The following is a 12587-nucleotide window of genomic DNA, read 5'->3' as shown; positions in this document are numbered from 1 at the left end:
GGAGTAATGCAGAGAAACATTACGGCTTGATGCGGGGTGGATTATACGGTCAGCACCTCTTGAGTCAATGGCTTTTCAACCACCTGCGCGACAAATGAGCATAAACCCACATCAGTGCCTGACAGCGGGCCGCGCATCTGACAAAATAGCCGCAATCCCCTTCCTTTAAGTTTACAGATGGAATTCTCTCTCTGATGGCAGCAAAGATTATTGACGGTAAAACGATTGCGCAGCAGGTCCGGCTTGAAGTTGCTGAAAAAGTAAAGGCCCGAATTGCCGCAGGAAAACGTGCCCCTGGTCTGGCCGTTGTATTGGTGGGAGCGAACCCTGCGTCCCAGATTTATGTCGCGAACAAACGCAAAGCCTGCGAAGAGGTTGGTTTTGTCTCCCGCTCTTATGATTTGCCGGAAACCACCAGCGAAGCGGAGCTGTTAGGGCTGATCGATGCGCTAAACGCGGACGCCGAGATTGACGGCATTCTGGTACAGCTGCCGCTGCCTGCCGGGATCGATAACGTCAAAGTGCTTGAGCGTATCGACCCGGACAAAGACGTGGATGGCTTCCATCCATACAACATTGGCCGCCTGTGCCAGCGTGCGCCGCGCCTGCGCCCATGTACGCCACGCGGTATCGTGACGCTGCTTGAGCGTTACAACATCGACACCTACGGCCTGAATGCGGTGATCATTGGTGCGTCCAACATCGTGGGTCGCCCGATGAGCATGGAACTGCTGCTGGCCGGTTGCACCACGACCGTAACGCACCGTTTCACCAAAAATCTTCGCCAGCATGTTGAGAACGCCGATCTGGTGATTGTCGCCGTGGGCAAACCTGGCTTTATTCCGGGTGAATGGATTAAAGAAGGCGCTATTGTGGTGGACGTCGGCATCAACCGTCTGGAAAGTGGGAAAGTGGTCGGGGACGTAATTTATGATGAAGCAGCCGCCAAAGCCTCGTATATTACGCCGGTTCCGGGTGGCGTAGGCCCAATGACGGTTGCCACCCTAATTCAGAATACCTTGCAGGCCTGCGAGGAATATCATGATGTTGATGGAGAGTAATAATGGCGACCTTCTCATTAGGTAAACACCCTCACGTTGAACTGTGCGACTTGCTCAAGCTGGAAGGCTGGTGTGAAAGCGGCGCGCAGGCAAAAGCGGTGATTGCCGAAGGCCTCGTGAAGGTGGACGGTGAAGTTGAAACCCGCAAGCGCTGCAAAATTGTGGCGGGGCAGACCGTCGTCTTTGAGAGCCTGAGCATTACCATTCAGCCTTAATCGCGCGCGCCCTTTTCTGAACGAAAAGGGCTGGCATCAACTCTCCTTGCCGTTTGGGTGAAGGAGAGTTGCAGAGCCTTTCCCGCCTCAGAACCAAATTACCTTATCAATACCAGGCTTAAAAACCTGCGTCACTTCAAATATTCGATAACAATATGGCAACAGCGCAGAATTCAGTTGCGGGGCAAAAACCGTTTCGGCACTCTAGGTAGAACGTTCTACTAGAACGTTCTACCTACCATAAAAACGCGTGAACAGACAAAACGCGGTTACTGCGTCTGCACCGGGGGAAACGTCCATGAGTCTGTTGTCCAGTGTTGTTAAATCGTTATCAAAGCTTTCCATGATTGGCCGTGCGTTAATGCTGCCTATCTCTCTGCTGCCTGCCGCAGGTTTACTGCTGGCGTTCGGCGATAAGTTTCACTTACCGCTGATGATGAACGCGGGCGGGGTTATCTTTGATAACCTGCCAATGCTGTTTGCTATCGGTTCTGCCGTGGGTCTTGCTGCAGAATCGGGTATTGCCGCGCTGTCGGCGGCGGTGTCGGTGTTTATCATCAACATTACCATTGGCACCGTCATGCACATCACGCCGGAAATGGCCTCTGCGGGCGGGAAATATGCCATGGTGGTCGGCATCCCGACGCTGCAAATGGGCGTTTTTGGTGGGCTAATCTCCGGTATCCTGGCGGCGTGGTGCTACAACAAATTCCACACCATGCAATTGCCGGAATTCCTCGGCTTCTTCTCCGGCAAGCGTTTTGTCGCCATCGCGACGGCGTTTCTCTCCTTCCTGTTGGGGATGGTGCTGCCGTGGGTGTGGTCGTACATTCAGTCCGGCATTGATGCGCTGTCGGTGGTGGTTAACGGGGATAATCAGGCCGCATCAACCTTTATCTTCGGGCTGGTTGAGCGCGCATTAATCCCGCTGGGCCTGCACCACATCTGGTATCCGTCCTTCTGGTACTCCTTCGGGGAATACACCACCCATACAGGGCAGGTGATTCACGGCGACCAGACGATTTGGTTCAAAATGCTGGAAGAGGGCGTGAAGTCCTTCAGCAGCGACAGCTACCAGAATGCCGGTAAATTCATGCAGGGCGAGTTCCCGCTGATGCTGTTTGCGCTGCCTGCGGCCTGTCTGGCGATGTACCATGAAGCCAACACCAAGAATAAGAAAATTGCCTCCGGTATTCTGTTCTCCGCGGCGCTGACCTGCTTCCTCACCGGGATCACCGAGCCCGTTGAGTTCACCTTCATCTTCGTGGCTCCGATTCTGTATGTGTTCAACGCGGTGATGGCCGGCCTGTCTTATATGTGCATGTACCTGCTGCATGCCCATATCGCCAAATCGTTCTCCGCCGGGATGATCGACTACATCTCCTTCGGGATCCTGCCGTCGTTCAACGGCTACCAGACTAACTTCCTGATGGCGGTGGTCGTGGGCGTGCCGATGGCGCTGATTTACTACTTCACTTTCCGCTTCGTGATTCGCCGTTTCGACGTGAAAACGCCGGGCCGTACCGAAGTCACCGCTAATGCAGGAGACAAAACCGACACCGAACTGGCGGGCGATATCATCGGCCTGCTGGGCGGGGCACCAAACATCAACTCCGTGGGGTCCTGCATCACCCGCCTGCGTCTGGAAGTGGACGACAGTTCGATGGTCGACAAAGACGGCCTGAACAGCCTGGGCGCTCGCGGCGTGGTATTCGTCGGCGATTCGGGGATCCAGGTCATATTTGGTGCCAGAGCGCAATTTATTGCACAGACAATGTCGACGATGATCGGTAAATAATGTAATACCTTTCGGCCTCCTGTATGTTTCAGGGGGCTGAAATTTATGGATGTGCGGTTACAGGGGTGGAATGAAAAAGGTCAACATCATTGATGTCGCTGAGCTGGCGGGCGTATCGGTTTCGACGGTTTCGCTGGTGCTTCGCCAGAAGGGCAAGATCTCTGAGGCGACCATTGATAAGGTCAATGCCGCTATCAAGGAACTGGGCTACGTGCATAACGTTGCCGCCGCCAATCTTCGTTCCAGCACCTCTAACCTGATCGGCCTGGTTATTCGTGACTTTAACAACTCTTTCTCCGTCAACGTCACCGCGAGCGTTGTTCAGCAGCTCGAAAAACAAGGCTACATGGTGTTTCTTGGCCAGCCGCGCGACGGAGAGCAACAGCTGCGCAACTGCCTGACCTCGTTTAGCCAGCAGGGCGTTGCCGGGGTCATTTATCTGGCCGCCGACTGCCACTCCGCGCAGGTTCCCCAGGCCATTACCGACTGCCCGCTGCCCACGGTGGTTATCTCTGAATCAACCATTACCAGCACCCGCGATGTGATTGGGCGGGATAATCGTCAGGCCGGTAACCAGGCCACGCGTTTTCTCATTGAGCGCGGCCACCGCAATATTGCCTGGCTGGGAGGCACAAAAAACTGTCTGATCCGCGCCGAGCGGCTGTCTGGCTACCGCAGCGCCCTGCAGCAGTATGGCTTGCCGTTCAGAGAAGAGTGGGCGCCGGAATGTGCAGACGACACATCGGCTTCGGCTTTTGCCACGCGTCTGATGCTGGAAAAGAGCAACCAAATTACCGCCATGCTGTGTCATTCTCCGGCGGCGATCATCGGCGCCATCACCGGTATTCAGCAAGTGGGCCGCACAGTTGGGAAAGATGTTTTCTTAACGCAGCAGGTCTCGCTGATTGGTTTTGAGGATATGATGTACATTAATCTGACCTCGCCGAGCTTTACCTATGTTTCTGCCTCCAGTGAAGAGACCGGGCGACAAGCCGCTTCGCTTATCGTCAGCAAAATTAAGCAGCCGGAATTACCTGCCCAGCGCATTATCATTTCCGGAGAGCTGGTTTTGCGTGGTTCGGCTTAATTTCATTTTATTAACGTATATTTTTCATTATGTTATAAATCAATAATGATTAAGGCATTTAGATTGCAATGGACATATAACCCGGTCAAAATAGCATTCCGTCACTAAGAATTTTCTGTGAAAAATGCTAAGACGATTCGCGCTCATTTTGCTGGTTTGCCTCGGTTTTTATTCCGGTAATGCTTTGGCAGTCAACTGCCAGCGGGCCGCAACGCCGCTGGAAAACACCATCTGCAATAATGACAATCTCCAGTGGCTTGACGCCACGATGACTATTATCTACCGTGCGATGCTTATCAAGTCTGACGCTCCTACGGTACATAAAGAGTACCTGGAGTGGGAGAAATCGCTTGAAAGCTGTACCTCGGATAGCTGCATTGAGCGTGCCTACTACGAAGGCATTAGCCGTATTTCAGATACGAATGAAAACTTTGACTGGCAGGGCAAGTGGTGGAATACCACAGCGCCAAACCGCAGCGGCGGCACTTTAACTTTTAGCCGCAATGCTGAATGGTCTTTAACCGTTGATATCCGGGCCTGGGCCGGGGTTAATCGTGACGATTTTACCGCCGAAGCGAGAAAGCTTTACGGCCTAGCGGTGGTGGAAAAAGTTGAAGATACCAGCAACTGTAAACTGCTGTTGATTCCTCGCCAGGATGGCTCTATCCAGGTTAACAGTAACGCTGACTGGGGCTGTAGAATGTCGATGCCGAACGGTGTTTTCGTGGATGGTCGCTATGTGAAAAGCGAGACCGACCCGCGCCCGAAGGCCACGCTACTATCAATTGGCGTTTTCCCGGATGAAGCAACGGATACCCGCTTCCGGGAGATGGTTGGCGAGGATTATCAGCGCTTTGTTGATACCGCTAATGTTTATATTTATCAGGATGATATAGATAATATTGGCGCGAAGGTGATTTTAATGTGGGTGCGAGGCCAGGCAAACCGTCACACCGCAATTATTATGTATACGCCGGAAGGCAAAATGTGGGCCGCCCGCACCACTCCGGGTAAAAACGGCGTGCAGGAAGCCAAGTTTTACCGTTCTAAAGGCAACGAGAAAGGCCCCCTTCCTCGGACGCTTCAAAGCTGGAAGCTAAGGTTTTTAGAGAAGTAATTTTTACCCTCACCCCAAGAACTTTACCGGCCTGCTGGGCCTGGTTCAGCGCGTTTGTTTGGCGTCGGTGAATCACCTTTAGGCCTTTGGATCCGTGCGTTCAGACAACGCGGTACCGCAGGACTGGAGCACCGTGCTGCCCGCACTTATATTCAGGCATTCAGGTTATCCGCTACATAATGAAAAATAAATGCAGCTGCGCGGAGGCTTCCGCGCACTTTGACATCCCCAATGAAACGCGCATCCAGTAATGGTTAAAAGGTTATCGTGACGGTGGGGCTGAGGCGCTTCATCCTGCAAATATCGGAGGTCGTGTGTCAAAAATAAAATCCCCTTCTGACTCAAAATCTTTCAGCGAGATGACACAGGATGAGCTTGAATATCTGCGGGCGGAACCGTTGTAACCAGAAGAGATAACTTCTGAAGGTTGGTTATGCTCCGTTCACCTGCGCAGCAAGAAAACTCAATGCAGCGGATAAAGAAATATAATTCCGCTTTGCCCCACTACCAGCGACTGTCCGTTAAGCTTCAGCGGTTGCATCCAGACATCCATATTCATCATCAAATCCACCAGACCATCTATCATCAGGCCTTTGCTGGGAGTGCTGTAGTAAATCGGTGACCACGAGAACCACTCCTGGCCATGCCGGGAGTCGATGCGGGTGAATTTTCCCTTGAGCATAAAACGCGGATCGTCCGGGCTGGTGATGGTGGTTAAAATCGTGTGGTTCACCGTCTCCATGCGGGAGCCGTAAACTTCTTTACGGTGTGACATCAAGTCATAAAAACCCATTTGAACGTCGCCGGTAACCTGCCGGGCTGGTGCTTCGCCGCTGTATGACCAGTTGTAAAAGCCGAGCATACTCAGCACCAGTACGGCAATTAATGTACTCAGGATCCACTTAACCAACGGTACAGCCCTCCATTTCGCCAATTTTTCGTCTGGTTTCACGCAGGATCAAATTGTTGAGTTGATTGCCGTCAATGCGCCAATGGTAGATGGCCATCGCCAGCTGTTTGCGGTCGCAGCTGCTCTCCAGCGAAAAGGTGTAATTCAGCGTCTGGTCGACACTCTGATAGTAAATATTCATCATGATGGACTGCCCTTTTAGCAGCTGATTCATCTGGTAGAGCGTGTCTTTTAGCTTGGTATAGAGCTGATCTTTGTCAACATCGTCGTGGCTGGCGGGGTAAATTTCGTAGAAATTAATATTGCTGTAGACGTTGCTCTCTTGTTCTCTGTACATCAGCCGATTACGTCCGGAGTCAAAAAAGAACCAGGTGGTGCTGGAAATAATCAGTATCGCTGCGACAGTCAGCAACGCAATGCCCGATATGTTTCGCCACCGGCGGCGGCTCGGCTCGGCGGCCACGATAGGCTGAGGAAGTGCTGGCTCTGATTGCAGCGGGACTATTTCCGCTGTTTCTGGTTCAGCGTCAGGCTGTTCGGCATAAAGAGTGCTTTCGCTGAGCAGGATGCCATCTGAGTTATCACGAACCTCTTCTTCTTCTTTTTCAATAACGCAGCAATAATCCTGCTCCAGCAAATAACCCTTTTTAGGTATGGTCTTGATTATTCGTTGTTTTTTTCCATCATCTTCAAAAGCGGTGCGTAAAGCATGAATGGCATTGGGTAAACTATTATTACCAATAACCCTGCGCTCCCATACTAGCGTGGTGAGTTCTTCCCTGGTGAGAATCTTACCCGCGTTTTTTGTAAGGGTATCCAGTAGCTTTAATTGATATTCGCCGAGGCGTTTACGCTCCCCGGTGGTTAAATTGAGGATTGAGCCAGAGCTGATATCAATTAACCAGTCGTTTACTGAACAGTAGTGTTTATTCATTTTTTGGCAGCAGCCATTCCTTTAGTAATTAACGGATATCACCTGTGACATAAGCCTGACGAGGTGAATTAATACGTCATCATTAAGTCCATTTAGAATTCATCACTGAATTGCCGCTCGCTGCGGAGGGAAAGAAAGAACTGCCTGTTCTTGTGTATGGGGACAGTTTTAACGGTGTCAAGGCGGAAGTAAAGTGTCAATTGACAGGCCATAAAAAGTGAAATGTCCTTCCTGCCTTCTTTTTTACGCTATAAAAATGTGATTGGCAATGTGTTTTGAAATAAATGATTCGAATTCTTATTAAATATCCTGAGGTAATGTTAACAAATGTGATGCTTGGGATTGAATGTTATAAAAATAACAATAAATGTGAAAGTGATGTTTTTTGTTGCTAATATAATTAACCATAATAATAAGGTGATGGCTATTTTGCTTTTATTTTTATTATTTATTGATTAAGGAGCTTCTTAAATGTGTCGTTATTGTTTTCTTTTGTATTTTCTGTTTTTTTTATTTTCAGTGTAAATGAGAATGACTATTAGTGCTGGGTGAGGTAATTGTCTAAATATAAAGGATTAGGCAGGAGTGGCGGTGAAGTGCGAAAAAATATTGCTGCTTGATTTAATTTTTTGAGCCAGATGTCGTTTTATCTCAGTACAACATCAAGGGACCTGATGGTCAGGTTCATTAAGGAGAATATAAAATGGCATTATCAATTTTCACCAGCGGCTCTTCCATGGCGTACATCAACGCGCTGAATAAATCTAACAGCATGCTGTCCACCGCAATGGAATGTCTGGGTACCGCAAGCGCATCAACTCTGCGGCCGACGATGCGGCAGGTTTGCAGATAGCTTCCCGCCTGCAAGGCCAGAGCAACGGTATGGCGGTTGCACAGCGCAACATCTCTGATGCCACCGCAATGCTGCAGACAGCTGAAGGCGCGTTCGATGAAGTGAGCAACATCATGTACCGCATGAAAGACCTTGCTACTCAGGGCGCGAACGACACCAATACTCAGGATGACCGCAACGCAATCAACTCTGAGCTGGCCGAGCGCGTGGCGCAGCAGCCCTCCGCGGCACGCTAAGTTTTCAGGTATTTGTGTTGCTTATGTCTATTTCCTCCTCAATTGTCTCCACTTTTTCGCCTGCGTCCGAACTCTCCCGGCGTAGGGCGGGATTTTTTTTCTGCTGCTATTCGTCCTGTTTTCGTCCCAGGCCTGGGCTTCACCCGAGAAAAAGTCTAAAGCAAGCGTGAAGCGCACACAGATCGCTCAGCCGCAGAGTAAAGAAGCCCGTGAACGGATGAAAAAGCGTGCAAGGCTGCTTACCAGTGCCAAAAAGCGCCTTGCAGTTGTCCCGCCTGCGCCCGAACAGAAAAAGCGTCAGGCTGCTGAAAAACTGGTCGCTCGTGCCCTGAACCGTGAGCAGCTCGCCCTGCACACTCGCTGGCGTCCTGGGCTGATGGGGGCTCAGAAGGTCTGTGGCCGTTGGCGACCGAAGCGCTTATGGCTGAGATGGTAAGCCCGCGTGTGGAAGCCACTCTCCACAAAGTGATAGCGCGGCTCAGGCAACAGTTGGGCAAACCCTATGTCTGGGGTGGACAGACGCCCGAGCAGGGCTTCGACTGCAGCGGGCTAATCTATTACGCCTATAACAAGCTGCTTAGCCAAAAGCTGCCGCGTACCGCCAACGGTATGTTTCAGGATCGGCGATTAAAGCGAATAAGTCAGCGCCAGCTTCAGCGTGGCGATCTGGTGTTTTTCAGTATCAAAAGCCAGGATCGCGCCGATCACGTCGGGGTTTATTTAGGAGAAGGGCAGTTTATCGAGGCACCCAGAACCGGGCTGAATATTCGCATCAGCCAACTGGCAGACAATTACTGGCAGGATCATTACCTGGGGGCGAAGCGTATTTTGACTGAGGAGGCGATTCTGTGAGGTCAGCCCCTCACCCCGGCCCTCTCCCAGAGGGAGAGGGGGAAAATAAGAGGGTGGGACAGGACGCAATCTTTTCCCTCTTTCTTCCTTCCCGGGAGAGGAAAATAACAGGGTGGGACAGGACGCAATCTTTCCCCTCTCCCTTTTAGGGAGAGGGTCAGGGTGAGGGTAAGAAGCCGTCCCTCCCGATAGAGAGGCCGCAGCTGCGAATTGAATTAGCGGTGAAATTCACCCGCAGATTCAGGCTGGTAGTGCAAAGCCAGCACTTCAAGGTGAGTCTGGCTGCCGTTTGGCAACGCCCAGTTGATACTATCGCCAACCCTCAGGCCGAGCAGGGCAGCACCGACCGGAGCCATAACAGAAAGCTGGTTATCGCTGTCGGTCAGGTTTGCCGGGTAAACCAGCGTGCGTACGTGGACTTCCTGAGTGCTTAAATCGCGAAACTCTACGCGGCTGTTCATGGACACCACATCCGACGGCATCTTCTCCGGGCTGCACATCTGGGCGCGATCCAGTTCGGCGTTGAGCGCCTCTGCCACCGGGGCTTTGGCGTACTGCGGCTGTTCCAGCAGGCGGTCAAGGCGTTCGGCGTCTAGTTCGTTAATGATGATGGCAGGTCTGGACATAGTTCTCTCCGTGTAAAAAAGCAGGGCACTCATGTGCTGAAATCGTACAAAGAAAAACCCCCACCGAAACCGGCGAGGGTTGTTCATGTAGGAACGATGATACTGAGCTTAGCCCGGAGTTGAAAGCGAGATCAGTCACATTTTGACTTCCCCCGATTCCCTTACAGAATCACGCTTCCCAGCGCCGCCAGCAGGAAGGCGATGGTGCCGATCAGCGTTTCCATCACGGTCCAAGTTTTCAGCGTCGTTTTCTCATCCATTTCCAGGAAACGACCCACCAGCCAGAAGCCGGAGTCATTCACGTGAGACAGGACGGTAGCGCCACCGGCAATCGCGATAACGATAAAGCACAGGTCAAACTGGCTCAGGCCCGTGGTGGCTTCGACCATCGGTGAGACCAGCGCGGCGGTAGTGGTCAGGGCAACGGTGGCTGACCCTTGAGCAACGCGAAGCGCGGTCGAGATAACAAAGGCGGCAACGATAACCGGCATGCCGGTGTCTGAGAGTACGCCAGCCAGCGCGTCACCAATGCCGCTTGCGCGTAGCACGCCGCCGAACATACCGCCCGCTCCGGTCACCAGGATAATGCCGCAAATCGGGCCGAGTGCGCCGTCACATACCTTTTCAAGATGCTGGCGGCTATGTTTGCCGCTGAAGACCATCAGGGCAAAAAAGACGGTAATCAGCAGCGCAATAGGCGTTTTGCCCAGCATGCGCAAGAAGTTCACCAGCGTATTGTCGGCGCTGACCCAGCCGAGCACAGTGGCGGTGTTGAGGCCGGTATCGAGGAAGATCAGCACCAGCGGCATCAGTAAAATTGTCATGACCATGCCGAATGACGGCGGCTGGTGATTCTGGTCCACTTCGACTTTACCGAGGAAAGAAGTCGGCAGAGGAATATCGAATTTCTTCCCGGCGTACAGCCCGAAGAGATAGGCCCCGATATACCAGGTCGGGATGGCGATAATCAGCCCTACCACAACCAGCAGGCCGATGTTCGCCCCCAGCAGTTCGCTGGCGGCCACCGGGCCTGGATGCGGCGGCAGAAGCGCGTGCATCACCGCAAAAGCACCGGCCGCCGGGAGCGCATATTTCAGCGTTGAGCCGCCGAATTGCTTGGCGACGCTGAAGATGATCGGCAGCATCACCACCAGACCCGCGTCAAAGAAGATCGGGAAGCCAAAAAGCAGTGACGCGACGCCAAGGGCAAAAGGTGCCCGGTGAGCGCCAAAGGTCCCAACCAGGGTGTCCGCCAGCACTTTTGCGCCGCCGGAAATTTCCAACAGGCGGCCAATCATGGCGCCGAGTCCAACTAATAAAGCGACGCCTGCCAGGGTGCTGCCAAAGCCGCCCAGGATCGTGGGTACAATTTTATCGAACGGCACGCCTGTGACGAGTGCCACAATGACGCTGACCAGGGTCAGCGCCAGGAAGGCATGTACGCGAAAGCGCATGATCAATACGAGCAGGAGCACGACGGAACAGGCGGCAATACCCAGCAGGCTTCCTGCGCCTAAACTTGTTGTTATTTCGGTCATTTTATTTCCCCAGTGGCAAATTCTCAGATGAATGCACCAAAAGCGTGTTATTGGGTGATGCTGATACCGGTAACATGATATCGGTAACATCCGGTTACCTGTAAATGAACTCTGTAATGTTTGTTAACATTCTGGGACGAAGTTCAAACAATCAAAATAATCAGTGCGAAAGGTGAGCGGGGGAATTGTTTGGCTGGGAAAAATCTGACACGCGCCAGACTTTTATCGCCAGTAAACGAAAGAAGGCGCGGGCCACCGTGCTGCACGGGGCCCGACTGTTTTTAACGAGAATGATGTTCCGCTATCGGCAACATGAGCTCTTTGAGGATTTCATAGCGCTGCTGCGGCGAGAGCCAGATAAACCCCAGCAGCTTTTGCTGGCTGCCTTCACGCTCGAACTGCGCCCTCAGCTGCAGTAAATACCGTTTTGTTCTGTTCATGGTCACCTCCAGGTTCGTTACCTGAAGGCTATAACCAAAAAACCGGAACAAATAGTGACACGATTAATTTTTGACTTCAGTGTTTATCCCGTCAGTAGCCAACTGCGTCCAGGCGGAAGCTCTTCCCGCAGTTGCCGGGGTGTTTCTGTGGGGCGAATGAAGCGGTTTGCAGCGGTTGGTTAATCTTGTCTGCCAGCAGGGAGATCTGCATTTCCGTGAGGTAGGCGGGATTACCGTCACAGGTTAGCTTGATGGCATCCACTGCATCGCTGCCCCAGGTTTGCTTCACGGCTTGGTTAAACGCCTTACGCGTCACCACCTGGCCATAGTTCTGAGCCAGGAACTGGCCAAAAGCGCTGTGTTTCACTTCTCCATTCAGGCGCACCATCGTGCCGAAGTAATCGTCGGGGTTAAAGCCAAAGCAAACGCCGTGCTTGGCGTATTCGTAGCGCTCGAGGCAGGATTGCCCCCCGGCGCCGGGCATCACGCCCGCCAGCTTTGAGGCCATTTCAACGGAAAGCCCGGTATCCGGCGCGGCGCATTTGTTTGAAGCCCTGGCTTCGGCCATATTCGGCACCGGGCGAGTGGCGCAGCCGTAGCGCATCCAGCGTTTTTCATCGACGCCGCGTGACGCGACAGATTTTGGCAGACCGGGCCAGAGGCCGTGAACGGTCAGGAAGGCACTTTTATCCGCCTGTTCCTGCTGGGCTTTACACTCCGCGGGTTCGTTGCGATTGCGGTCGTGCATGCTCTGACAGAAGCCGGTTTGCCAGGAGAGCGCCAGCACGTAGCGATCAAAATCCCCGTACTGGCTGGGCTGCAGGGCGTCGGCAAACGCAAGTGGACTAAGTAAAAGCGGCGTGCAAAGCAGTAAATGTCGCGGTGTGAAATTCATCATTATTCTCTTATCTGTCCTGGAG

At 52.5% G+C, this 12587-nt stretch carries 14 protein-coding genes and 1 pseudogene; 9 read left to right on the top strand and 6 right to left on the bottom strand.

Going from position 1 to position 12587, the window contains the following annotated elements:
- The first annotated feature begins 194 nt into the window (after positions 1-194).
- The 6 genes and pseudogenes from folD to F3J28_RS22490 form a co-directional block, all read left to right on the top strand.
- The gene (gene folD, locus F3J28_RS11425) at positions 195-1061 is read left to right on the top strand and encodes a bifunctional methylenetetrahydrofolate dehydrogenase/methenyltetrahydrofolate cyclohydrolase FolD (protein ID WP_166875913.1); all 867 of its coding nucleotides are present in this window, start codon (positions 195-197) and stop codon (positions 1059-1061) included.
- Between the two features lie 2 nt (positions 1062-1063).
- Entirely contained in the window at positions 1064-1276 is a 213-nt protein-coding gene (ybcJ, locus tag F3J28_RS11420; protein ID WP_166875910.1) for a ribosome-associated protein YbcJ, read from the top strand.
- Between the two features lie 298 nt (positions 1277-1574).
- Positions 1575-3074: a PTS transporter subunit EIIC gene (locus tag F3J28_RS11415; protein WP_008455993.1), complete on the top strand. Its 1500-nt coding sequence runs from the start codon at positions 1575-1577 to the stop codon at positions 3072-3074.
- Positions 3075-3144: 70 nt separating this feature from the next.
- The gene (malI, locus tag F3J28_RS11410) at positions 3145-4161 is read left to right on the top strand and encodes a Mal regulon transcriptional regulator MalI (RefSeq protein WP_166875907.1); all 1017 of its coding nucleotides are present in this window, start codon (positions 3145-3147) and stop codon (positions 4159-4161) included.
- Between the two features lie 124 nt (positions 4162-4285).
- On the top strand, positions 4286-5278 hold the full coding sequence (locus F3J28_RS11405) for a lysozyme inhibitor LprI family protein (protein WP_166875904.1): 993 nt from the start codon (positions 4286-4288) through the stop codon (positions 5276-5278).
- 45 nt (positions 5279-5323) lie between these two features.
- Positions 5324-5673: pseudogene (locus tag F3J28_RS22490) on the top strand (helix-turn-helix domain-containing protein); the annotation flags it as partial.
- Positions 5674-5741: 68 nt separating this feature from the next.
- On the opposite strand, the gene F3J28_RS11400 reads toward F3J28_RS22490, so the two are convergent.
- Positions 5742-6188 (bottom strand): hypothetical protein, encoded by a 447-nt coding sequence (locus F3J28_RS11400; RefSeq protein ID WP_166875901.1) that lies wholly within the window; start codon positions 6186-6188, stop codon positions 5742-5744.
- Positions 6181-7122 (bottom strand): winged helix-turn-helix domain-containing protein, encoded by a 942-nt coding sequence (locus F3J28_RS11395; RefSeq protein ID WP_166875898.1) that lies wholly within the window; start codon positions 7120-7122, stop codon positions 6181-6183. The genes F3J28_RS11400 and F3J28_RS11395 overlap by 8 nt, the downstream gene beginning before the upstream one ends.
- 792 nt (positions 7123-7914) lie before the next feature.
- Between F3J28_RS11395 and F3J28_RS11390 the strand changes: the two genes are divergently transcribed.
- The 3 genes from F3J28_RS11390 to F3J28_RS22545 all read left to right on the top strand — a co-directional run bounded on the left by F3J28_RS11390 (position 7915) and on the right by F3J28_RS22545 (position 9063).
- Positions 7915-8211 carry a flagellin N-terminal helical domain-containing protein gene (locus F3J28_RS11390; RefSeq protein WP_502706901.1) on the top strand — a complete coding sequence of 99 codons (297 nt, stop codon included), beginning with the start codon at positions 7915-7917 and terminating at the stop codon, positions 8209-8211.
- Positions 8212-8377: 166 nt separating this feature from the next.
- Positions 8378-8647 (top strand): hypothetical protein, encoded by a 270-nt coding sequence (locus F3J28_RS22550; protein ID WP_353620577.1) that lies wholly within the window; start codon positions 8378-8380, stop codon positions 8645-8647.
- Positions 8632-9063 carry a C40 family peptidase gene (locus F3J28_RS22545; protein WP_502706900.1) on the top strand — a complete coding sequence of 144 codons (432 nt, stop codon included), beginning with the start codon at positions 8632-8634 and terminating at the stop codon, positions 9061-9063. The genes F3J28_RS22550 and F3J28_RS22545 overlap by 16 nt, the downstream gene beginning before the upstream one ends.
- A gap of 215 nt (positions 9064-9278) precedes the next feature.
- Here the strand turns inward: F3J28_RS22545 and rnk are convergent, their stop codons facing one another.
- The 4 genes from rnk to rna all read right to left on the bottom strand — a co-directional run bounded on the left by rnk (position 9279) and on the right by rna (position 12565).
- Positions 9279-9689 (bottom strand): nucleoside diphosphate kinase regulator, encoded by a 411-nt coding sequence (gene rnk / locus F3J28_RS11380; RefSeq protein WP_166875895.1) that lies wholly within the window; start codon positions 9687-9689, stop codon positions 9279-9281.
- 161 nt (positions 9690-9850) lie between these two features.
- Positions 9851-11227, bottom strand: a complete 1377-nt coding sequence (locus F3J28_RS11375) for a GntP family permease (protein WP_166875892.1) — start codon at positions 11225-11227, stop codon at positions 9851-9853.
- A 281-nt stretch (positions 11228-11508) separates the two neighbouring features.
- A complete protein-coding gene (locus F3J28_RS11370; protein ID WP_166875888.1) occupies positions 11509-11667 on the bottom strand; it encodes a hypothetical protein in 159 nt (52 codons plus the stop codon).
- Between the two features lie 91 nt (positions 11668-11758).
- Positions 11759-12565, bottom strand: coding sequence for a ribonuclease I (gene rna / locus F3J28_RS11365; protein ID WP_205247156.1), 807 nt, complete (start codon positions 12563-12565; stop codon positions 11759-11761).
- Positions 12566-12587: the final 22 nt, after the last annotated feature.

Origin of the sequence: Enterobacter sp. Ap-1006, assembly GCF_011752835.1 — a bacterium.
Lineage (GTDB): Bacteria > Pseudomonadota > Gammaproteobacteria > Enterobacterales > Enterobacteriaceae > Cedecea.
This window is presented reverse-complemented; position numbering and strand designations above follow the sequence as displayed.

Bases quoted from the DNA above. Each gene is read 5' to 3' on its own strand.
- rnk (WP_166875895.1), bottom strand. From the start codon at position 9,689: ATGTCCAGACCTGCCATCATCATTAACGAACTAGACGCCGAACGCCTT.
- ybcJ (WP_166875910.1), top strand. From the start codon at position 1,064: ATGGCGACCTTCTCATTAGGTAAACACCCTCACGTTGAACTGTGCGAC.
- rna (WP_205247156.1), bottom strand. From the start codon at position 12,565: ATGATGAATTTCACACCGCGACATTTACTGCTTTGCACGCCGCTTTTA.
- F3J28_RS11370 (WP_166875888.1), bottom strand. From the start codon at position 11,667: ATGAACAGAACAAAACGGTATTTACTGCAGCTGAGGGCGCAGTTCGAG.
- F3J28_RS11390 (WP_502706901.1), top strand. From the start codon at position 7,915: ATGTCTGGGTACCGCAAGCGCATCAACTCTGCGGCCGACGATGCGGCA.
- F3J28_RS11375 (WP_166875892.1), bottom strand. From the start codon at position 11,227: ATGACCGAAATAACAACAAGTTTAGGCGCAGGAAGCCTGCTGGGTATT.
- folD (WP_166875913.1), top strand. From the start codon at position 195: ATGGCAGCAAAGATTATTGACGGTAAAACGATTGCGCAGCAGGTCCGG.
- F3J28_RS11405 (WP_166875904.1), top strand. From the start codon at position 4,286: ATGCTAAGACGATTCGCGCTCATTTTGCTGGTTTGCCTCGGTTTTTAT.
- F3J28_RS11415 (WP_008455993.1), top strand. From the start codon at position 1,575: ATGAGTCTGTTGTCCAGTGTTGTTAAATCGTTATCAAAGCTTTCCATG.
- F3J28_RS22545 (WP_502706900.1), top strand. From the start codon at position 8,632: ATGGCTGAGATGGTAAGCCCGCGTGTGGAAGCCACTCTCCACAAAGTG.
- malI (WP_166875907.1), top strand. From the start codon at position 3,145: ATGAAAAAGGTCAACATCATTGATGTCGCTGAGCTGGCGGGCGTATCG.
- F3J28_RS11395 (WP_166875898.1), bottom strand. From the start codon at position 7,122: ATGAATAAACACTACTGTTCAGTAAACGACTGGTTAATTGATATCAGC.